General features: G+C 48.8%; 22 protein-coding genes. 8 read left to right on the top strand and 14 right to left on the bottom strand.

Features of this window, described 5'->3' with window-relative positions:
* Window positions 1-119 precede the first annotated feature (119 nt).
* The 3 genes from CXB77_RS10285 to CXB77_RS23800 are packed head-to-tail and all read left to right on the top strand — an operon-like array spanning window position 120 to window position 1,683.
* The gene (locus CXB77_RS10285; RefSeq protein ID WP_242445621.1) at window positions 120-1,334 is read left to right on the top strand and encodes a glycogen synthase; all 1,215 of its coding nucleotides are present in this window, start codon (window positions 120-122) and stop codon (window positions 1,332-1,334) included.
* Window positions 1,334-1,516, top strand: coding sequence for a hypothetical protein (locus CXB77_RS23805; protein ID WP_347338099.1), 183 nt, complete (start codon window positions 1,334-1,336; stop codon window positions 1,514-1,516). The genes CXB77_RS10285 and CXB77_RS23805 overlap by 1 nt, the downstream gene beginning before the upstream one ends.
* A gap of 17 nt (window positions 1,517-1,533) precedes the next feature.
* Entirely contained in the window at window positions 1,534-1,683 is a 150-nt protein-coding gene (locus CXB77_RS23800) for a hypothetical protein (protein WP_347338098.1), read from the top strand.
* 5 nt (window positions 1,684-1,688) lie between these two features.
* On the opposite strand, the gene panD is transcribed toward CXB77_RS23800, so the two are convergent.
* Window positions 1,689-2,069 (bottom strand): aspartate 1-decarboxylase, encoded by a 381-nt coding sequence (panD, locus tag CXB77_RS10280; protein ID WP_105073815.1) that lies wholly within the window; start codon window positions 2,067-2,069, stop codon window positions 1,689-1,691.
* Between the two features lie 363 nt (window positions 2,070-2,432).
* On the opposite strand from panD, the gene trxA reads away from it, so the two are divergent.
* Together trxA and rho are read left to right on the top strand one after the other, a co-directional pair.
* Window positions 2,433-2,759, top strand: a complete 327-nt coding sequence (gene trxA, locus CXB77_RS10275) for a thioredoxin TrxA (protein WP_105073814.1) — start codon at window positions 2,433-2,435, stop codon at window positions 2,757-2,759.
* Between the two features lie 192 nt (window positions 2,760-2,951).
* Window positions 2,952-4,211: a transcription termination factor Rho gene (gene rho, locus CXB77_RS10270; RefSeq protein ID WP_105073813.1), complete on the top strand. Its 1,260-nt coding sequence runs from the start codon at window positions 2,952-2,954 to the stop codon at window positions 4,209-4,211.
* Between the two features lie 53 nt (window positions 4,212-4,264).
* On the opposite strand, the gene CXB77_RS10265 is transcribed toward rho, so the two are convergent.
* From CXB77_RS10265 to CXB77_RS10220, 10 genes are all read right to left on the bottom strand, one after another.
* Complete coding sequence (locus tag CXB77_RS10265; protein WP_105073812.1) at window positions 4,265-5,524, bottom strand: hypothetical protein; 1,260 nt, start codon at window positions 5,522-5,524, stop codon at window positions 4,265-4,267.
* A 57-nt stretch (window positions 5,525-5,581) separates the two neighbouring features.
* Window positions 5,582-6,553, bottom strand: coding sequence for a polysaccharide deacetylase family protein (locus CXB77_RS10260; protein ID WP_105074035.1), 972 nt, complete (start codon window positions 6,551-6,553; stop codon window positions 5,582-5,584).
* A 38-nt stretch (window positions 6,554-6,591) separates the two neighbouring features.
* A complete protein-coding gene (prlC, locus tag CXB77_RS10255) occupies window positions 6,592-8,625 on the bottom strand; it encodes an oligopeptidase A (protein WP_105073811.1) in 2,034 nt (677 codons plus the stop codon).
* Window positions 8,626-8,667: 42 nt separating this feature from the next.
* Window positions 8,668-9,174 (bottom strand): CNP1-like family protein, encoded by a 507-nt coding sequence (locus CXB77_RS10250; RefSeq protein WP_242445619.1) that lies wholly within the window; start codon window positions 9,172-9,174, stop codon window positions 8,668-8,670.
* A 29-nt stretch (window positions 9,175-9,203) separates the two neighbouring features.
* A complete protein-coding gene (locus tag CXB77_RS10245) occupies window positions 9,204-9,725 on the bottom strand; it encodes a GNAT family N-acetyltransferase (protein ID WP_105073809.1) in 522 nt (173 codons plus the stop codon).
* Window positions 9,722-10,702 (bottom strand): polysaccharide deacetylase family protein, encoded by a 981-nt coding sequence (locus tag CXB77_RS10240; protein ID WP_172452629.1) that lies wholly within the window; start codon window positions 10,700-10,702, stop codon window positions 9,722-9,724. Before CXB77_RS10240 ends, CXB77_RS10245 begins: the two co-directional genes overlap by 4 nt.
* Window positions 10,703-10,747: 45 nt before the next feature.
* Window positions 10,748-11,401, bottom strand: a complete 654-nt coding sequence (locus tag CXB77_RS10235) for a hypothetical protein (RefSeq protein WP_146108791.1) — start codon at window positions 11,399-11,401, stop codon at window positions 10,748-10,750.
* Window positions 11,361-12,734 carry a hypothetical protein gene (locus tag CXB77_RS10230; RefSeq protein ID WP_146108790.1) on the bottom strand — a complete coding sequence of 458 codons (1,374 nt, stop codon included), beginning with the start codon at window positions 12,732-12,734 and terminating at the stop codon, window positions 11,361-11,363. Before CXB77_RS10230 ends, CXB77_RS10235 begins: the two co-directional genes overlap by 41 nt.
* Window positions 12,689-12,901 carry a hypothetical protein gene (locus CXB77_RS19245; protein WP_146108789.1) on the bottom strand — a complete coding sequence of 71 codons (213 nt, stop codon included), beginning with the start codon at window positions 12,899-12,901 and terminating at the stop codon, window positions 12,689-12,691. The genes CXB77_RS10230 and CXB77_RS19245 overlap by 46 nt, the downstream gene beginning before the upstream one ends.
* 209 nt (window positions 12,902-13,110) lie before the next feature.
* On the bottom strand, window positions 13,111-13,896 hold the full coding sequence (locus tag CXB77_RS10220) for a hypothetical protein (protein WP_105073804.1): 786 nt from the start codon (window positions 13,894-13,896) through the stop codon (window positions 13,111-13,113).
* Window positions 13,897-14,039: 143 nt separating this feature from the next.
* On the opposite strand from CXB77_RS10220, the gene CXB77_RS10215 reads away from it, so the two are divergent.
* Window positions 14,040-15,470: a BCD family MFS transporter gene (locus CXB77_RS10215; protein WP_105073803.1), complete on the top strand. Its 1,431-nt coding sequence runs from the start codon at window positions 14,040-14,042 to the stop codon at window positions 15,468-15,470.
* A gap of 39 nt (window positions 15,471-15,509) precedes the next feature.
* Here the strand turns inward: CXB77_RS10215 and murU are convergent, their stop codons facing one another.
* Together murU and CXB77_RS10205 are read right to left on the bottom strand one after the other, a co-directional pair.
* Window positions 15,510-16,193, bottom strand: a complete 684-nt coding sequence (gene murU / locus CXB77_RS10210) for an N-acetylmuramate alpha-1-phosphate uridylyltransferase MurU (RefSeq protein ID WP_105073802.1) — start codon at window positions 16,191-16,193, stop codon at window positions 15,510-15,512.
* Window positions 16,194-16,222: 29 nt separating this feature from the next.
* Complete coding sequence (locus tag CXB77_RS10205) at window positions 16,223-17,302, bottom strand: alkene reductase (protein WP_172452628.1); 1,080 nt, start codon at window positions 17,300-17,302, stop codon at window positions 16,223-16,225.
* A gap of 168 nt (window positions 17,303-17,470) precedes the next feature.
* On the opposite strand from CXB77_RS10205, the gene CXB77_RS10200 reads away from it, so the two are divergent.
* Both CXB77_RS10200 and CXB77_RS10195 read left to right on the top strand, forming a co-directional pair.
* A complete protein-coding gene (locus tag CXB77_RS10200; RefSeq protein WP_105073800.1) occupies window positions 17,471-20,452 on the top strand; it encodes a class I SAM-dependent DNA methyltransferase in 2,982 nt (993 codons plus the stop codon).
* A gap of 282 nt (window positions 20,453-20,734) precedes the next feature.
* The gene (locus CXB77_RS10195) at window positions 20,735-21,583 is read left to right on the top strand and encodes a phage antirepressor N-terminal domain-containing protein (RefSeq protein WP_105073799.1); all 849 of its coding nucleotides are present in this window, start codon (window positions 20,735-20,737) and stop codon (window positions 21,581-21,583) included.
* A gap of 262 nt (window positions 21,584-21,845) precedes the next feature.
* On the opposite strand, the gene CXB77_RS21810 is transcribed toward CXB77_RS10195, so the two are convergent.
* Window positions 21,846-22,010: a hypothetical protein gene (locus tag CXB77_RS21810; protein WP_242445618.1), complete on the bottom strand. Its 165-nt coding sequence runs from the start codon at window positions 22,008-22,010 to the stop codon at window positions 21,846-21,848.
* Window positions 22,011-22,068: the final 58 nt, after the last annotated feature.

Below are 22,068 nucleotides of genomic sequence, written 5' to 3'. Positions count from 1 at the left end.
AAACACAAACTGTTGATTTAGTTGTCAGTTGTCAGTAACAACAGTGTTTCTTAGTGACCACTGGCAACCGACAACTTTTTTCAACCGCGTCACGCCTAAAGTAATTCAATTGTGTCGCATTGCCGCCGCATTCACCTGAGCAAATTCAAGGTTTTATCATGGAGCAGTTATCGTCGTCGCCGTCGTCTTTCAATGTTGCAACGCCTCAGGGTTTGCGCGTCCTCGTCGCCAGCAGTGAAGCGCATCCGCTCATTAAAACCGGCGGTTTAGCGGATGTTGCTGCCAGTTTGCCGACGGCGCTGCGCCAACTCGGTTGTGATGCGCGGCTGATTTTGCCAGCCTATCCGCGAGCAGCGCGGCAATTGCGCGAACCTAAACCGGTGTGTGAACTGCGGATGCCGGGTTGCCGAGCGAATGTGCGAATTTTAGCTGGACTGCATCCCGATCACGATTTGCCAGTGTATTTGGTCGATGCGCCGGAATCCTTCGCCCGCGAAGGCAATCCCTACACTGATTTGAGTGGACGCGACTGGGGCGATAATGCCGAGCGATTTTTGCTGTTTTGTCGGGTGATTGCGGTGATTGCGCAGGGTTTACCGGCGATGAATTGGCAACCCGAAGTGTTGCACGGCAATGATTGGCAAACCGGACTTGCGCCTGCGTTGTTGCAAGATGTGCCGAATCGTCCTGCGACGGTGTTCACGATTCACAATCTGGCTTATCAAGGTTTATTTGATCGGGCAACTTACGAGCGCATCGGCTTACCGCCCGCGCTGTGGAGCCTGTCAGGACTGGAATTTCATCAACGCCTGTCGTTTATCAAAGGCGGCATCGTGTTCTCGGATCGCGTCAACACCGTCAGTCCGACGTATGCAGCGGAAGTGCGCACACCGCGTTTTGGCTGCGGACTTGACGGACTGCTGCGGCAAATCGGCGGGCGTTTTAGCGGAATTCTCAACGGCATTGATTATGAGGTGTGGAATCCAGACAGCGATCCACTGATTTTGCAGCGTTATAACCGCGAGCATTTTGGGCTGAAAGTGGAAAATAAGCTGGATTTACAACGTGAATTTGGGCTGCCGCGCAGTGAAGATGCGTTTGTGCTGGGTTATATCGGGCGCTTGGTGGAGCAAAAAGGCGTGGATTTAATTCTGGCGATTTTGCCGGAACTGCTGCGCGATCCGCGTGTGCAATTGATCGTGGTGGCAGCAGGTGAACGTTTGACCGAGCAAGCTGCTCGACATTGCTGCGAAATATCCGCGCCAAATTCGGCGTGTTTATTGGTTATGACGAACGCGGCGCATCGCATCGAAGCCGGTGCGACGTGTTTTTGATGCCGTCGCGGTTTGAGCCGTGCGGTCTCAACCAAATTTACAGTTTGCGTTACGGCACTGTGCCGATTGTGCACCGTACCGGCGGACTGGCAGATACGGTGGTCAACAGTACGCCGGACACGCTGGCGCAGGCAAGCGCAACGGTTTTCTGTTCGATGAAGCGCAGCCGCTGGCGCTGTTAAACACGATTTGGCAAGCATTGCGGCTGTATCGGGATGATCCAGACGGTTGGCGGCGGTTAGCAACGACTGGCATGACACAGGACTTCAGTTGGGAAGCCAGCGCCCGCCAGTATTTGCAGTTGTATTCAGATGCGCTTGCTGAACGCCAACAAGCAGTGTCTGCTTGAGCGATTCAAGCAGCCTGCGCGGGAATCGCGTCGCCAGTGCGGATGACGCGATTGTGTTCGTTGAGGTAAACCAGCGTGGGTTTGAACTGATCGACCTGCGCTTCGCTCATGCTGGCGTAGGCGCAAATAATGACGCGATCGCCTGGCGCAGCGCGGTGTGCAGCAGCACCGTTGACGGAAATCACCCGCGATCCAGCTTCAGCGCGGATCGCGTAAGTCGTGAAACGTTCGCCATTGGTGACGTTATAAATTTGAATTTGCTCATATTCACGAATGCCCGCACACTGCAAAAGTGCCTCGTCGATGGCGCAGGAACCCTCGTAATCCACTTCGGAATGCGTCACGCAGGCGCGATGCAGCTTGCACTTCAGCACAGTCAAATCCATGTTTTTCTCCTCTCAAAAGCTGCTCGTGCCGAGTCTTCAATACGGAATGAAGACGTTGATTTTGTGACTGAATAGTTTAGCAGCAGTCTCTGCTGCAATGCAGCATTGATGTTAAAATCGTTTGCTGTATTCGCTTGGTGACGCTGCGCTGCCGTTAACCTGATTTGACAATCAAAACGTGATATTTGTCGACCTTTGAGAACCTTAACCGCTCAAGGCTTGCAAATTGCCGACGCTTTGGATCAAATAGCATCTTACTCAAGCGGCGAATTGAACGCCAATTTGCCCGTCCATATCCGCTGTTTTCACAACGCTTTACCCCTTTTCAATCAATGACAAATAAACTAATGGGAGACAACTTCAGTGAGCGATAGCATCGTCCATGTGACCGATGACTCTTTCGAAGAAGAGGTTTTAAATTCCCCCGAACCCGTGCTTGTGGATTACTGGGCGGATTGGTGCGGACCATGCAAGATGATTGCGCCTATCCTTGATGATATCGCCGAGGAATACGCCGGTCGCATTAAGGTTGCCAAACTGAACATTGATGAAAATCAAGCGACGCCGCCACGTTATGGCATTCGCGGAATTCCAACGCTGATGCTGTTTCGGGCTGGTGAAGTGGAAGCGACCAAGGTTGGTGCGGTGTCCAAATCGCAGTTAACCGCTTTCATTGATAGCAATCTCTAAACTGAAAGACCTGAAGCGCTGCACCAAATGCCGTGTCATTCAGGACTTCAACCGTTAGCCCACATGGGATGCCCAGCCGGGCATCCTCTCTCCGGTAAGTTGCCGCCCCGCAGTCGCCTTCCTGCGCGACCTTAATCCCAACACGGGGCGCTGCCGACCAGCCATGACCTCTGTCCTAACACGATAATCCCGATGAATCTAACCGAACTCAAGAAGACGCCAGTGCCTGAACTGGTTGCGTTGGCGCAAACGATGGAAATTGAAGGCGTGGGGCGCTCCCGCAAACAGGATTTGATTTTTGCCATTCTCAAGGCGCAGGCCAAACGCGGCGAGGATATTTCTGGCGATGGAGTGCTGGAGATTCTGTCGGATGGCTTCGGCTTTCTGCGTTCCGCCGATGCGTCCTATCTCGCTGGTCCTGATGATATTTATGTCTCACCCAGCCAAATTCGGCGTTTCGCGCTGCGCACCGGCGACACCATTTCCGGCAAGATTCGTCCGCCGAAAGATGGTGAACGTTATTTCGCGCTGCTGAAAGTTAACGACATTAACTTTGATCGCCCAGAAAACGCCAAGTCTAAGATTTTATTTGAGAATTTTACGCCGCTGTTTGCCCAAAAACGGCTCACGCTGGAGATCGGCAACGGCAGCACCGAGGACATCACCGCCCGCACCATCGACTTGGTTGCGCCTATCGGCAAGGGTCAGCGCGGTCTGATTGTGTCGCCGCCAAAAGCGGGCAAAACCATGATGTTGCAAAACATCGCGCAGTCCATCGGTCACAATCACCCGGATTGTCATCTCATCGTGCTGTTGATCGACGAACGCCCGGAAGAAGTGACAGAAATGGCGCGGTCGGTGCGCGGCGAAGTGATTTCATCAACTTTCGACGAGCCAGCCACGCGCCATGTGCAAGTGGCTGAAATGGTGATTGAAAAAGCCAAACGGCTGGTCGAACACAAGCTCGACGTGGTGATTTTGCTCGATTCCATTACGCGGTTGGCGCGGGCATACAACACCGTCGTTCCCTCGTCGGGCAAGGTGTTGACCGGCGGCGTGGATGCCAACGCGCTGCAACGTCCGAAACGGTTTTTTGGCACGGCGCGTAACGTCGAAGAAGGCGGCAGTCTCACCATTTTGGCAACCGCGCTGGTGGACACCGGCTCACGCATGGATGACGTGATTTATGAAGAATTTAAGGGCACTGGCAATATGGAAATTCACATGGATCGGCGTATTGCCGAACGGCGAATTTTCCCCGCAATTAATATCAATCGCTCTGGTACGCGGCGCGAAGAATTATTGATGGGACAAGCTGAATTGCAAAAGATGTGGATTCTGCGGAAGATTTTACATCCAATGGACGAATTGGCGGCGATGGAGTTTTTATTCGATAAACTCAAAGCCACTAAAACCAATGATGAATTCTTTTCATCTATGCGTGGCGGTTAATTCCAATCCATTCGCGGGCGATGGTTGCGCCCGCAGTCGCTGAATTGTTCAATTCAATTCGTTGCAGGTTTACGCAATTGTTGCGTGAGTTTTTGGAATTCACGCTGCATTTCCAAATTTGCAAATGGACGCAATGCCGGAATCTGGCGTTTCATTAACCCTTCTAAAAGCTGTTGACTGGATTTCACCAGCCCAACCAATTCGCCCGAAACCCGCACTGTTTCATACGTATTCCACGCTGCCTCAATATCCTTATCCAATGCTTCGCGGGCAGTTTTCACTTGACGGCGCTGCTCATCGAGATATTGACGATAAACGCCAGCAACTTCAATGGTAAGTTGCTGCGCTGCGAGATTCGCATTCAATAAATCTCGTTTTTCAGGTGACACATTTAATAAACGGCGCGTTTCACTGGACAGCGTTTCTGCTTGCGCCACGATACTATCAATTTGCGGTACATATTGCTCTTGAATGGCGGCTTCAATTTGCACGTGCATTCGCGCAAATGCCCGCAATAGCACCACATAAAGTCCATAATAACGCCGCGCATGTTGTAAATCTTCACCGCTATCAATGACCAGCTTTTCCAATTGCTGCGTTATTGATTTCACATTATCAAATAGAATACCAAGATCAACCAAACTATCACCAACGACAGTCGAGAGTAAAAACTCCACCTGCGCATCATTCAATTCCAAACCTGTTGCGCGTAATTCAGTTGCGAATTCCTGTTTTAATTGCGTTATTTCTTGATTGCGTTGTGCAATTTCATCTTCACGATTGGCAATTAAATCATCGTAGTTTTTCACAGTGTTAGTCAGGGTTGAATCCGTTGGCGCAGACACTCGCTTTTGACGCGCATCCGCAATTTCTCCGCGCAAACGGTCAATTTCTATTTGCAACGTTTGAATACGTTCACGCTGATGCAACGTCGGCGATACCGCTAAAATCTTCACTGTTTGATCGAGTAACTGATTGATTTCATCACGATTTGATGTCTGACTTGTGCCAAACCATGCCGATTGTGGCAGCGTCGCTTGGCGCTCTTCCAACACCAGCGCATCTTCCAATTTAGGCAGTGCTTGATCCCAAACCTGACCGAAATTCTGTGGTTTAGGCTCGTTTAACAATCCCTGTGCATCTTGCAGCGCCCGATCTGCGTATTCACGCGATTGTTGCCACCAATCGCTGGCGGTGGCGCGGGTGCGTTGCCATGCTTCCGCAGACGTTGGCGATTCTTCAGCGAATGATAAATTAACACCGCCAATTAAAATAATGGCGCAAAGTAGTTTAAATAAATGGATATTGCGCATTGCATACAATCCTGTTTATCAAGTAATTGAAAGAATAGAAAAACCTAATACGTTTAGTTAACAAAACGTAATTGGATGCTGTAAATTCCGCAACATTTGCGCCTGCATTCGCAGTGGTTGCGATGCCCAAGGTGAAAAGCGCGGCAATTGATACGGATCATCGGATGGCTGCGCTGCGCCCCAAGCCGTTGATACTGCACCTAAAAATCCAAGCGACTGCACTAATTCAACATCGCGCTGCGTGTAATCCACATTCGGCTTGCCGTTTGGATACGCAAACAATTGAATTTCCTCACCTAAAATTGCTTCCAGTTGCAACTTGCCGCGAGCGATGTCTGCCAGTGCTTCAGCATCTGTCAACGTCGATAGAATTGGATGACTCGCGGTGTGTGCGCCAATAATCATGCCAGCACGATGTAAATCAAGCAGTTGCGCTGTTGTCAACATCAAATTATTTGGCAATGGCTGGTTGCTCAATTGCTCAACCAGTGCCGTCACCCGCGCCGAGCGTTCTGACTGCGGCAGATATTTGATTTGAGACAATAGGTTAGCGATTGACCGCTGCCGATTTTCCAATGTGCTTAACGTCAGCGATTCAAGCCCAAGTTCGCGCAAATCGTGGTATCCGGCAGGCGCTCGCCGTACCGCCTCAATCACGGTGTCATTAAACATCCGTCCACCGTCAAGGTAATCGGTTGCAATAAAAAACGTTGCAGAAACAGCGTTTTGCTGCAATACCGGCAGCGCACACAACAGATTATCGGCATAGCCATCATCGAATGTGATGCAGGCGCTGCGAGCAGGTAAATGTCCCGTTTTGAGCGCCGCGACCGCTTGCGGCAACGGTAGCACCTGAAACAGCGATTTCACTAATTTCACTTGTTTATCAAATGTTTCCGCGTCGAGAATCTCTGGCTGCAACGGATCAGGTGCAGACAGAATACGGTGATAAATCAAAATTGTGAGGTGCGCTGATGTTCCAGCGGGCGATAAACGATTCGCAGCGAAACGAAATAAATGAGAGAGCATTTTTTTGACCGTCACACCTAATGAAAGCGATTGAGCAATTAAGCTGCTATTCCGCTATGTCTTAATAATGCCGCAGTGTTTGGTTCACGACCACGGAAATTAATATACAGCACCATTGCATCATCAGAACCGCCTTTTTCTAAAATATGCTCGCAAAAAGCGCGACCGGTTTCCGTATCAAAAACACCGCGTTCTTCAAATAATGAAAACGCATCAGCTGATAATACTTCAGCCCATTTATAGCTGTAATAACCTGCGGCATAGCCACCAGCGAAAATGTGCGAAAAGCTGTGCGCAAAGCGATTAAATGCTGGCGGACAAATCACTGCTACTTGCTCGCGGACTTGTTCAATGATTTCAGCAATACGCCCACCTCGTGCTGGGTCGTATTCTAAATGCACTCGAAAATCAAATAGCGCAAATTCCAATTGCCGCGCCATTTGCATTCCCGATTGAAAATTCTTGGCAGCAATCATGCGTTCAAATAACGATGCAGGTAGTGGTTCGCCTGTTTGCCAATGCGCCGCAAATAAATCAAGTGATTCACGCTCCCAGCACCAATTTTCCAAAAATTGACTCGGCAATTCCACTGCATCCCACGGCACACCATTGATGCCAGCAACACCAAGATAATCAATTTTAGTTAATAAATGATGCAACCCATGACCGAATTCATGGAATAGCGTTTCTACTTCTTGATGCGTTAATAATGATGGAGTATCTCCTACTGGTGGCGTGAAATTACATACCAAATAAGCGACTGGGAGTTGTTCGTGAGTTGCATTGCGCATTCGATTAACACACACATCCATCCATGCGCCACCGCGTTTATGTTGACGCGCAAAAGGATCGAGATAAAACTGCCCGCGTAAATTGCCGCTGGCACGGTCGCGTATTTCAAAAAAACGCACATCAGGATGATAGGTTTCAAAAACTTTCAATTCCTGAACACAAATATCAAATAGCCGTTCTACAACACTAAATAATCCAGTCAATACGCGTGAAATTGGAAAATAAGGGCGCAATTCTTCTTGGCTAATTTGATAGCGATTCATGCGCAGTTTTTCAGAATAATAGCTAATATCCCAAGGTTGTAATTCATTTGCACCGTATTGATCATGGGCAAAAGCAGTTAATTCTGCCAATTCGCGCTGCGCCTGCGTCACTGAATGTTTTGCGAGATCATTCAGAAAATCTAAAACCGCAGAAGGAGAACGCGCCATTTTTGTTGCCAGCGAACGTTCAGCAAAGTTATTAAAATCGAGCAATTGCGCCAATTCGTGACGCAGCGCCAGAATACGTTCCAAATTCTCACTATTATCCCATTGCCCAGCCTGTGGTCCTTGATTAGAAGCGCGAGTACAAAATGCCTGATACAACTCAAAGCGCAAATCTCGATTCTCAGCATAGGTCATTACTGGTAAATATGACGGCATATCAAGTGTTAAACGCCAACCATCCTCACCATGTTGAATAGCGTTTTGATGTGCTAAAGCCAATGCTGATTCTGGCAATCCTGATAATTGCGCAGAATCTGTGATTAACTTATTCCACGCATTTGTTGCATCAAGTACATTTTCTGCAAAGGCGCTAGTTAATTGCGATAATTCTTGACTAATCGCTTTATAACGGGCTTTTTTCTCAGCAGGTAAATCAACACCAGACAAATGAAAATCACGCAGTGCATTTGTAAGTAACTTGCGTTGCGGCGCATTTAAATCAGGTTGAAGAATAACAGTTTGATAAGCCTTAAATAAGGCTTCATTTTGACCTACTTCAGTTCCGTAATCGCTTAATTTTGGTAAACAAGCGTTATACGCTGCCCGCAGCGCATCGGAATTAAGTACACCATTGAGATGACCGACTGGAGACCAAGTGCGATTTAATTGATCATCCACAAAATCAAGTGGCTCAATAAAATTATCCCAAGTTGGCGCAGTAATTGTTGCTGTTAATTCAGCAATGTGCTCGCGGCAAGCTGCCAATCGCGCATCAATTGCTGGCTCAATATGCTCTGGGTAAATGGCAGAAAATGCAGGAAGTTTTGAATCATTCAAGAGTGGATTTGACATAAATAGAGAAGTCACTGATTTTTGGAATGGTGAAAATCGATATTATCGACTTTCTGCTTTTAATAATCTGAGTATATCCGATTTCTGGCGCGGCTTAAATTCGGATTTTGTACAGAAATAAAATTGCCAAAGCTCGCTGCGATAACGCTCTGAACTAGAATCAGAAATTGGTTGCCACGTTGCTTCATTTAATGCAATGAATTGGTCATTTACACCGTAAGCGAACACTTTATATTGACCCTGAGGTGTGCAACGAATGCCTTCATAGGAAAGATTGCGGCTACCACTGCGGCTTTCAATGACCAAAGTGTAACGCACCACTGCATCATCGCTAACAAGTAAATGTTTGCTATCAATAAAATAACGAAAAGGAGATTCCACTCTGTTAATTGTTAACTCAATTAAATCAGTATTGTTTGGCAAAGGCGGTGACGGCATGGTTAATTCATGCCAAGATACCGTTGGTTGCGTTTCTACTTCTTTAGGACGTGACCGCATATTCGGAATAAACACATCATCAGCTATTAAATCTTGCGTTAATATAATCAATAACAACGTTAATAAATAAATAGGCTTTATCATGTTTGATTGCTCTCCGCTAATGTAATGGGTAAACGCAGCAATGTTTCGTGACATCCCAATTGAATCAAATCGGGAATATCGCCAATTGGTAAAAATCCGTTCTGCAAATAGAAGTGATGTGCACGATTATTATCATTAGAAACAGTCGTCCAAACATTTGCATTTTGTTTCGCTGTTTCATGAACGAGCCAAGCAATCAGTTGTTTGCCAATGCCGTGTTTTTGATATTCCGTAAAAATTGCCAATAACTCCAAATAACTTCCGCGCAACCAAGGATAACGCACGGCGATAACACCAGCTAACTTATCAGCAACGAACACACAATAGCAATGGAAATTGGGATCAATACGAACGAGGTAACGCGCAAGTCCCATTGCTGTGAATCCGAGTGATTGCCAAGGCTCCATATTGGTTAATTGTATCGCAATCTCTGCTGCATCACTTTTTGTGAGTAGTGCTAATTTAAGTTCAGGACTTAAATGGTAGGTGTCAAGCGCAAAAGATTGATGATCGTTCATTGTGTTCCTCGCCCAAATAATTTGTCATAACTTAGATTATCATTCGGATGATTTTCATAGCAACTTTCAGCAGTAATGATTTCACCAGAATTTAACAGTTGGCTCACCGTGACAAAATGATAACCGCGTTTATTCAGTTCAGGAATAAGTATTTTCATTGCTTCATAGGTGTGCCAGCCACGCCCATTGGCATGAGCAACGACAATTGAACCAGGACGCAATTGATTTAATACGGCAGTTACAATTTGTTTTGCAGTTTGTCCTTTACTAGGATCACCAGTAACGATATTCCATTGAATTGGAAATAATCCAGCTTGCGCAACCTGTTTTAATGCAATTGCATCACAGGTTCCATAAGGGAAACGAAATGTAGCAGGTGATTTGGGGATCATTGCTGCAACATTTTCTGGTAATTCAGTAGCACAAGCGCGGGCTAAAAGTTGATTTCTTAGCAATTCATATTGCGCTTGCGTCCATTCAATTTGTTCATCAATTTCTTGTCCGCGCAAAACCCGTAAATTGCCATGTGTCCAAGCGTGATTACCGATTTCAAAACGGGGATCAGCCATTAATTGCATGGTGCGTTCTGGATGAGAGCGCATCCATTGACCACCTGCATAAAAAGTGGCATGAACATTTTCAGCACGAAGCAAATCCACAATTGCGCCATCATAGCCCGCAACTTCGCCTGCTTGTTCACATAAATCAAAAGTTAATGCAATCAGTTTCTCGCGATTTGCGGGCGTAACAGCACGAATAGATTGCGCGAAATTCGGCGCGAGTGGCTGGCGTGGCTGATGATAAAGTAGTTGCTCTGGTGGATTGTTGTTAATAGGCTGATGCTTGCGAATAATGCGTTCTTTGGGTGTGCTATGCAGTTGTTCTGGCGACCAACAACGATTTAATAAGGCGGTCTCTTGTGCTGGTGCAACAGACGCGATTGAAAATAAAAGCAGCAGAGCAATGATTCTTTGCATAGTGAATGATCTTTTTATGATATACATCGGTTTTTTCTCAATGAATTATGCTGGTAATGCAAGCTGAATTCCGCCGGGTGGAGAGCGGAATGATCCGCCAATTTGTGCGGTAACGCTGCCATTTGCTTGACGTTGGAATTGCAGATCAATGAGACCATAAGCTGTTGGCAATGCGTTGATGATGATGTCACCCGCATCAAGCCATGCTGAGAGAATACCTGCGCCAATGACTAATGATTGATCGCTGTCGCGTTCGTAAACAAAAAAATCACGAAAGACCAGACAGTATTCGGCGCTAATCCACGCGTGTGGTAAATCGCCTTGATGACCAGGCGCTCGCGGATTGCGCCATGCAATTTCTGGCCATTGATTCCAAACTGGCGGGCGACGTTCATTGAGAAAAAACCGCGCTAATTCATGCGCGTCATCGCGTCGCCCTAAGCGTATTAATGCGCCAATAATGCGAATTTCATACGGCGTGTAATTCGTCCACGCAACTGGTGATTCGCCGTGCATGGCGCGAAAACGTTCCATAAATAAATCAAAGCTACGGTTTAATATGGCAATCGGTAATTGATGCAGGTCATCAATTAACGTGAGCGCATTTGCGGTGGCCGTTGGATCGGGATCAGCCCATTCAACCGAACCGGGTAAAAAATCAATGCCGCGTTCGGTCATGGTGCGTTGTAAGCGAGGCATGAAGTGTGCAATTAAAATCGTCATGCAATGCGGTGAAATGTGCTGCTTCTTCCGTTTTATTCATTACCTGCGCCAGCAATACAGCATCTTTTAATCCGCGCAGTGCCCAGAAATCATCCCAATAAGAATGCACTGGATGCGCTAAATAACCTTCGTGGCTGACTGATTCTGGCAATAAACCAAAACAGGCACGATGTTCATCCGCTTGATAATACGCAGTGAGGCGTTCGGTGCGGAGTTGTTCTAAATAGTTCACGGCGCGTTGAATGGTCGGCCAGAATTCTTGAATGAATTGAAGATCGCCAGTGAAGCGGTAATACTCAGCAATCACAAAAATCAATTGACCGTGACTGTCATGCTCCGGCAACCAATCTGCGCCTTCATCGTCAACACAGCACGGAACATTGCCATCTGGCAATTGAAATGGTGCATACCAACGAATAAATGCTTCAGCATCCTGTGGGCGACCAAAGCGTAATAATGCGGCGACCATGCCTGCGCCGTCTCGAATCCACGAACGGGTATAGCGCCGAGCGCCGGGCTGTAATGCTGCGCCACTGCGCGTAATCAAAATATGTGCCAATGAACCCAACGCAGCGTGGAGATAATCCTGTGCGATTAACGGCAATTGAAAATGCACTGCGCCAAGCGCCCGCGTCCATTGTTTTTGCGCAGCGTTTAATGAATTATCTGTGAATTGAAAGCTCTCAATTGTCAATTGATAACTTTCATTACTCGGTGCATTCACTACAATTTCACGGCATTCGCCCGCTGCCAGCGTCATGGCAAATAACAATGCGCCGGAAGCATAACCAAATGGGTCATTGACGGCGTGGGCGCTGGGCAATGCGTCCGCTGCCAGCGCCTCGGTGATTGCGCCTTCATCAAATGCCGCTGCGCCAAACGCGCTCGGCGGCGTGACCGGCACGAGCGCCAGCGCGTCATTCACCCAAACTGCGCCGTCCCGATACGCCAGCGTGTGAATCGGACTCACGCCGCCGATGTCGCGCCAATGTTGCCAAGGCGGTGACACTTGAAACGGGCGCACCAGTACGCCGAGCTGCACGGTTATCGGCGTATCGCTTTGATTTTCAAGCTGATAACTGAGTTGAAAGCAGGTTGCAGCGGCGACGTTGCTGGCGCTGGCGGTCACGGTTAATTGCAAACTGGTCGCGCTCGTCGGATCGCGCCAGCGCCATATTGCTCGCGGCAACGGCAGCGGTTGCTGCACCAGTTGCTGCTCAATCGTGCAATCTGCCCACGTCACCAGCGTCTTTTCGCCGACGATCAGCACCGGTTCCACTGCGAACCCAGCGCGGCGAATTTCGACCATGCCTTCTTCATTAAACAGCGCCGCCACGTTCCATTTGGCACATCGACCGGCGTCCAATAACTCTGCTCTCGATACAGCCAGCGCGGATAACGACCTCGCGGCGCAGCGGCAGCCAATTGTGAAAGAAATCGTTGATTGAACGGCGAAACCTTCCGGCTGCAGCTCAATTGCGATCACGCCAGTAGAAGAAATCCCCCCCTGCCCCCCTTTTTCAAAGGGGGGAGATGAAGAGGTGTCTTTTTCAAAGTGGGGAGAAGCAGAAAGCCCTTGCTCAAAAGAAGAAGCTGAAAGCCCCCCTTTGAAAAAGGGGGGTTGGGGGATTTGATGAAACCGGCGGGTTGGGGAGATTTATCAACAGGCTGGGATTGATCAACCATCAGCCGCAGCCACCGCGAACAGCCGTCGGGCAAATAGACTGCGTTGCAATCACCGGCAGCGCGAGGTGCGACATAAAGACTGCGCCAAGTTGTGCCGTCGTCGCTGGCGCACAGGCAAACTGCCGCGCTGTCGGTTCTGCCCAGCGCAAAATCACGCCGCCGTAATCGCGTTCATCCTGAAAATCAAGGTCTAAAACAGCGGGCAACTGCGCAGCTCGCCAACAAGTCGCTGCATCACCGTCCATCGCGCACACTGCGGCGTGATCGGATTGCGCAGAGCTGGCGCTGATTAACGGCATCTGCGTTGGTGTGCGGTTTTCCAAACGCAAATTGGCAACCGTCAATTCGCCACAACCGCCCGGACCCGCTGCAATCACGATTTCAATTGCGCCGACTTCATGCGCGACACCACCGCCAGCCGGTCCCCAACCGAAGGTCAACGCTTTGCTGGGAATGCGCAGCGTTCGCCAATCCGTCGTGAAATCAAAGGCATCATCTCGATAACGCCACACATTCGCGCCGCTGGGATCAATCACTTTGAATTCAAACGCATTGGCTGGCGCGGCAGCGCGGACATCCAGCAACAGCGCGTAACTGTCCGGCAACTTCAGCGCCAGCTCGCGGCGAGCGACGACGAATCCACCGCCACCCGCAAAATCAAATGCGAGTTGCATCGCCAGACTCGCTGGCGCGGCAATCGGCGTGAGAATCAACTGCGCTTGCCCGGAAGTGATCGGCGACCACACGGAAAGATCATCAAAATTATCAAGCGTTTGCGTGTGCATCGTGCCACCTGCTGCGGAATGATTTTAGAAGTTTTCGGTTGTCAGCAGGAAACACCGTGGTCACTAACAACTGAAAAGCGATATTCGGCCTTAAAATCAGCAGACTCTACAATCAAGCATTTACACCCATTTTCAGGAACGCGATGAATCATTCCCAGAACCCACAGTTACTCACTTGGCGGCAATTTTTGCGCCGGATTTTGCCCTTTGCCGATGTCGCCACGCCGGATTTGCCATTGAGCCGTTTATTGCGACTGTCACTGTTTCAAGTCTCGGTCGGCATGGCAATGGTATTGCTGACCGGCACACTTAACCGCGTCATGGTGGTTGAGCTTCACGTTCCAACGTGGCTGGTGGCGACAATGGTCGCACTGCCGCTGGTGTTCGCGCCATTACGCGCATTGATCGGCTATCGCTCCGATTATCACCGTTCGGCATTTGGGTTGCGGCGCATTCCCTATATTTGGATCGGCAGTCTGCTGCAATTTGGCGGTTTTTCCATCATGCCATTTGCGCTGCTGCTGTTATCAGATACCGCCAACGACATGAATTTTCTGGGAAAAATTGGCGCAGCGGGCGCATTTTTACTGGTGGGCGCGGGCTTGCACACCACGCAAACAGCAGGGCTGGCGCTGGCAACTGATCTCGCGCCAGCGGAAAAACGTCCTCGCGTGGTGGCGCTGCTGTACGTGACGCTGCTCGTTGGAATGCTGTTGAGTTCGCTGCTGTTCGGCAAATTATTGACCCATTTCACGCCGCAATTGTTAATTCAACTGATTCAAGGCGCAGCAGCAGCAACTTTGCTGCTCAACGTTATTGCGCTGTGGCGACAAGAAGCGATTGATCGCACCCGCGCTGCCGCACCGCCACCGCGTCCGCCATTTATGGAGACTTGGCGCGACTTTTCGCAGGGCGGACGCGCCAGCCGTTTATTAGTGGCAGTAGGTTTGGGCACAGCAGGATTCACGATGCAGGACATTTTGCTGGAACCCTACGGCGGACAAGTGCTCGGAATGACCGTGTCGCAAACGACTGCGTTGACGGCGCTGCTGTCTGGCGGAACGTTGGTGGCATTTGCGCTGGCAGCGCGAGTACTCGGACGTGGTGGCAATACTTATCGTTTATCCGCAAGTGGCGCAGCAGTTGGCTTATTTGCATTTGCCGCCGTCATTTTCGCTGCGGCACTTGAATCAACTGCGTTATTTCGCGTCGGCACCACGTTAATTGGATTTGGTGCGGGTTTATTTGCCATTGGCACATTAACTGCGGCAATGGATTTAGCGGAAGGTGGACACAGCGGTTTGGCGCTTGGCGCATGGGGCGCAGTACAGGCAACAGCAAATGGCGTGGCGATGGCATTTGGTGGCGGAATGCGCGATCTTATTTCCAATTTAGCAAGTACGGGATCACTGGGGATTAAAATCGGCGATATGGTCATTGGTTATGAATCCGTTTACGCATTTGAGATTGTGCTGTTATTAGGGACGTTAATCGTCATGATGCCATTGCTGTTGCGTACAACCAATAAAACGCCTCGCGCTTCATCGGCAATTGGTCTCGATCAAATGCCGTGAAATGAGCAATGCGGCAAGCGCATCGGTCGAGCAACCACTTTATTGTTGCTCGACACGCGCATTTTCATTCCGCCGCAGCAATTGATTCAATTCCGCCAATCGCTCCGGCGTACCAATATCAAACCAACGCCCGCAATGGAATTGACCGCCGACTTGTTTATTCGCCATTGCCGTTCGCAGCAGCGGCGCTAATGGAAATGCACCGGGCTGGCAATTCGCAAATAATGCCGGTCGATACAAGCCAATTCCGCTAAACGTCAGGCGCGGCGTACCATCCGCCAGCACTCGCCCATTCTCCGTTAAATGAAAATCGCCCAGCGGATGCTGCGGCGGATTATTTACCAATACGAGCTGCGCTAAATCGTCGGCATTTAGCGCCAGCGTGCTCAGATCGCAATCCGTCCAAATGTCGCCGTTGATGACTAAAAACGGCGCAGCACCGAGCAGCGGTAGTGCCTGAAAAATCCCGCCGCCGGTTTCCAATGCCGCTGGCGCTTCGGCGGAATAACGAATTTGCACCCCGAACGCTGCGCCGTCGCCAAGTGCAGCGACGATTTGCTCGCCAAGATGCGCGTGATTGATGACCAACTGGCGGAAGCCAGCCGCTGCCAGCCGTTCAATGTGATGCACAATCAACGGTTTACCAGCAACCGGCAGCAATGGTTTGGGCGTGTGATCGGTCAACGGACGCATTCGTTCGCCGCGTCCCGCCGCTAAAATCATCGCTACGCAGTCGCTCACGGGCGCATTCCTCACACAAACAGCGCCGGATAATCGGTGTAACCGACTTCTGCGCCGCCATAAAACGTTGCGGGATCAGGTTCATTCAGTGGCGCATTTTGCTGCAACCGCTCCACCAAATCGGGATTGGCAATGAACGCTTTTCCGAAGGCGATGAGATCGGCGCTGTTGGTCTCACGAGCTGCCAGCGCCAGCTCGCGGGTGTAGCCATTGTTGGCGATGTAAGTTCCGGCAAACAATTCGCGTAACCGATTGAGTTGGAACGAATGTCCGGTATCACGCGCTCCGCCAGTGATGCCTTCGATGACGTGCAGAAAACCAATTCCGCGCTGCGATAATTCCCGCACAACGTGGGTAAACAGCGGCTCTGGGTCGCTGTCATCAATATCGTTGACCGGCGATAACGGCGACAGCCGCACGCCAACCCGTTCTTTTTCCGACACTTCCAGCACTGCATCAGTCACTTCGAGCAGCAGGCGAGCGCGATTTTCAATGCTGCCGCCGTATTCATCGCTGCGCCGATTGGTTTTGTCGCGCAGAAATTGATCCAGCAAATAGCCGTTGGCCGCGTGAATCTCCACGCCGTCAAAACCTGCGTCACGCGCATTGCTTGCTGCTTGCCGATAATCAGCGATTAAGCTAGGAATTTCAGCGAGTTCCAAAGCGCGAGGCGTCACTAAATCCACCATTCCGCGCCCAGTAAATACCTGACCAACCGGCAACACTGCGGACGGCGCAACCGGTAACGCGCCATTCGGTTGCAGTTCTGGGTGCGAAATCCGCCCGACGTGCCACAACTGAATCACGATTTTGCTGCCAGCCGCGTGCACTGCATCGGTGATTTGCCGCCAGCCCGCGATTTGCTCGGCGCTATAAATGCCCGGCGTTTGAATGTAGCCCTTGCCCTGCGGCGAGATTTGCGACGCTTCCGAGATGATTAAACCGGCGCTGGCGCGTTGGCAGTAATAGGTCGCCATCAATGGCGTTGGGACATCGCCCGCACCAGCGCGGCTGCGGGTTAATGGCGCCATCACAATGCGATTAGCAAGTTTCAAATTACCCAATTGATACGGTTGAAAAAGGTCAGTCATGGATTTCATCCTAATTTTTTGCGATGACGTGCGTTATCTGTAGTGACTGAAGTGTAACGGTTAAAAATACATCGTGGAACCAGCAGTTAATTATTGAATCATGTTATGCTAATGCAGTTAGTAGTGCAAGAATGTTCGGCAATTTAGGAATTCCAGAGAATACCGCCCATGACACCTGACCAATTTATTGCTAAATGGCAAGCATCCACGTTAAAAGAACGCTCGGCAGCGCAGGAGCATTTTATTGATTTGTGTCGATTATTAAATGAACCAACGCCAGCAGAAATTGATCCAAACGGCGAGTTTTATTGCTTTGAACGCGGCGCAAAGAAAACCACCGGCAGCGATGGTTGGGCGGATGTGTGGAAACGCAATTGCTTTGGCTGGGAATACAAAGGCAAGCGCAAAAACTTGAATGACGCATTTGTTCAGCTCCATCGCTACGCGCCAGCATTGGGAAATCCGCCGCTGCTGATTGTTTCTGATATGGAACAAATCATTATTCATACGGCATTTAATGGCACTGTCCCTGATAAGTATTCATTGGCGCTGGAAGATTTGCGCAATCCCGATAACTTGCGGTTATTAAAATGGGCATTTACCGAACCAGAACGCTTGCGCCCAAAGCTCACTACTGCGGTATTAACCGAAAAAGCAGCGCGTCAATTTGGCGAATTGGCGCAAACCTTGTGCGAACGTGGTCACGATACCCAGCAAGTTGCGCATTTTTGTCAGCAAATTCTATTTTGTTTTTTCGCTGATGACATTGGTTTATTGCCCAATAAATTGTTTGGTAAATTATTGGAAATCGGGCAGCAGCGTTTGGAACATTTGCCACCAACGCTGACTAATCTGTTTAATACGATGGCAACTGGTGGATTCTTTGGGAATGATCCGGTTGATTGGTTTAATGGCGGATTATTTGATGCCGCATCGCCGTTGCCGTTAACTCGCAATGATGTGAAATTGCTGCGAGAATTGGCGCAATTGAATTGGTCGGCAATTGAACCAAGTATTTTCGGCACGTTATTCGAGCGCGGATTGGATCCAAATCAGCGTGAACAACTTGGTGCGCATTATACCGATCCGGCTTCAATTATGCGGCTGGTCAATCCAGTAGTGCTTGATCCATTGCGCGAAGAATGGCGTCTTCAGCAGGCTGCGATTACAAAATTGGTTGATAAAATTGCTGCGCGAAAAAGCAAAGTTAATAAGGCAATTTCAACGGCGAGTACGGCGAAATTAACCACTAAATTAGTTGAAGATATAAGAGAAATCAGAGAAAAAGCCAGAGACGCTGAGACAGCAGCGCAAAGACAGATTGCAAAACGCTGTCGGGATTTTTTAATGCGGTTGCAAAATTTCCGTGTGCTTGATCCTGCGTGTGGTTCTGGGAACTTTTTATTATTAGCATTGCGCGGTTTGAAGGATTTAGAACACGAGGTTATTTTAGATGCAGAGCGATTGGGTTTGCCCGCCAGTTTTCCCAAGGTTGGACCAGAAAATGTGCTCGGAATTGAATTAAACATTTATGCAGCGGAATTGGCACGGGTCACAGTTTGGATTGGTGAAATTCAATGGATGCTGAATCACGGTTTTTCATTGGCAAAAAATCCAATTCTGAAAACTATCAATATCATTGATCAACGTGATGCAGTGGTAAATGCGGACGGCAGCGAGCCGAATTGGCCAACCGCTGATGTCATTGTCGGCAATCCGCCGTTTTTAGGTGGCAGCAAAAAACGCAGCGTATTGGGTGATGATTATTTTACGGCACTAGAAACGATTTATGCTGGGCGCATTCCAGCAGGTGCGGATTTGGTGACGTATTGGTTTGAAAAGGCGCGAACACAGATTGAATTGGAAAAAGCCAACGCTGCTGGTTTGGTGTCAACCAATTCCATTCGTGGCGGAGCAAATCGTCAAGTATTAGAGCGCATTTGTAAGACGACGACGATTTTTAATGCGTGGTCAGATGAGCCTTGGATTAACAGCGGCGCAGCCGTTCGCGTGAGTTTAATTTGCTTCGGGAATACGAAATTAAAGCCAGTTTTGAATAATGCAGAAGTTGCAGCAATTTATGCAGATTTGACAGCTGGCAGTATTGAAGCTGGGTCGGATATAACTACAGCAAAGCCGCTGATTGAAAATGCCAATGCCTGTTGTATGGGTGCATCAAAAAAGGGTGCTTTTGATATTGCTGGCAATTTGGCGCGTCAATGGCTGACTTTGCCTAATCCAAATGGCAAATCTAATGCAATAGTTTTGCGCCCTCTATGCAATGGAATTGATCTTACGAGGCGTGATCGAGACGTTTGGATTATCGATTTTGGAATTGATATATCAGAAAATGATGCAGCATTTTATGAAATGCCATTTACTTATTTAACAGAAAAAGTCAAACCAATCAGGGAAAATAATAACAGGGAATCTTATCGACGATATTGGTGGCGACATGCTGAAGCAAGACCGGGAATGCGAAGTGCGTTGAAATATCTTTATCGATATATCGCCACGCCAACAATGGCTAAATATCGTAATTTTTCTTGGTTAAATGTTACCGTTCTTCCAGATCAACAATTAATTGCTATTTCCCGCGCTGATGACACTACTTTCGGCATTTTGCATTCTCGTTTCCATGAATTATGGTCATTGCGGATGGGAACGAGTTTAGGGCCAACGCCGCGCTATACGCCAACCACGACATTTGAAACTTTCCCTTTTCCAATTGGTTTAACGCCAGCAAATACTGGCGGCGCAATTGAAACATTGGAAAGTGGCGCGATCATTCCGACGGTTGCAGCAGAATATCGAGATCATGCAATCGCTATTGCGGAGGCAGCATTTCAACTCAATCAATTACGTGAGAATTGGTTAAATCCGCCGGAATGGATTGAACGCCAGCCGGAAATCGTCGCCGATTATCCTGATCGCATCATTCCTAAACCTGAATTCTCAGCGCAATTAAAACAGCGCACTCTGACCAATTTGTATAATAAAAAACCGGCGTGGCTGGTGAATGCACATGTCAAATTAGATCAGGCAGTCGCCGCAGCTTATAGCTGGGAAAATGACGCAGCGGAATTGAATGAAGCGGAGATTTTACAGCGATTATTAGCGTTGAATCTGGCGCGGAAAAAAGAGAATTGATTTAGTGGTTGACATTGGTTTGTTGGCGTGTTTTGCTATTGACAGGTGCTTCAGACACACCTGACAGCGTTACCGCACACGAGAGTTAGCGGTTTTTTTAATGCCTACTTTTTTGTGCACTACAGCACCACGGTTGAAGGCATTCCGTTGGAGTGCGGTGAAATAAGGGGCATGGCAACAAGCTCACGAATAAACCCGCCGTCTGTTAGCGGTCTGAAGCTCCTGCGGGATGCCTGATTTTTAGGCAGTTTATTGTTTCAGAAAAACTAGCAGGATTTCATTATGAATAACCGCAATTCTCTCATTCCCGTTCCATTCCGCAATACAACCCTTTTCCTCGTTGACATCGACGGCGTTCCGTACACACCGATGAAGCCTGTCGTTGAGGGTATGGGGCTTGATTGGAAATCTCAGCACGTAAAAATAACGCAAAATCAACGCTTTTCTACCTGCATGGTGGAAATCACCATGCAGATGCCGGGTGACGATCAACGTCGTGCTGTTTCATGCCTCCCACTCCGCAAACTCCCCGGTTGGCTGATGACTATTCACCCGAATAAAGTCAAGCCAGACATCCGCGAGACCGTCATTGCTTATCAGAATGAATGTGATGATGCGCTCTGGGATTATTGGACGCAGGGGCAGGCAATCAATCCACGCAATACAGCATCAGATCACGCTTTCATTAGCAGAGAACTGGCTATTGCGATTTATATTGCTGAAGCAGCAGCGCGAATGTTGCGCATGTCAGACACCAGTAAGATTCGGATGCTGACGAAGATCGCTGAGAGTGAACACATTTCACCCGCTTTTTTACCGGATTATGTCGATGAGCCATTGGTCAGAGCGATCACTCCGCTATTGAAAGAGATCGAACATCCGCTCGGTCATCGCGTTGCCAAGATCGTCAATCCCGCATTAGAAGCAATGGGCATTCTGGAACATCTTTCACGCAAGAGCACTGGCAACACAATTAAATGGTTCTGGAGTTTGACCGAGGAGGGTTTGCAATACGGGCGCAATGAAACCAGCCCGAATAATCCCCGCGAGACGCAGCCGCTGTTTTTCGTGGAGCGTTTTCCTGAGTTATTGAAACGATTGGAAGCGTACACTGGCGTTAAACCTGTTTAAATCCACCAACCCCCTTTTTCAAAGGGGGTTTTTATTTCTCTCTTTAGCGAAAACGCAGGCGATTATTTCATTCTGTGAAAAAGGCTTTTCTTTCCCTTTTGAACAAAGGTGGCAGGAATTAAGCCGCTAATTCGGTTAATAATTCGGGACGCTTCAGCGTGATTTTTAACAAACACAATGCAGCTCCTGGTGGCTTAAATCGTCCCTACTCCTAATCGCGCAGCGTGGCAACTGGGGTTTGAATTAAATCGGCAAATTGCTGTTATGACAGGTTTAAGTGATGACGCGCTGCTCTCACTAGCAATTGCTCAGGTGTTGACAGTCGTCCAACAATGTCCGCCTGCATTTCTGCAAGGCTGGCGCGTAAATCAGGCAAATCAATTCCGGCATCCGTTTCGATGGCGGCGGCGATTTTATCAATGTTCACAGCAGCACCTTTTTAATGTCATTAACGTTGATATTGTTGCGTTCTGATTTTTTATAGA

Source organism: Chromatium okenii (assembly GCF_002958735.1).
GTDB lineage: Bacteria > Pseudomonadota > Gammaproteobacteria > Chromatiales > Chromatiaceae > Chromatium > Chromatium okenii_A.
The sequence above is the reverse complement of the archived record's forward strand: the minus strand, read 5'-3'. Positions and strand labels throughout refer to the sequence as shown.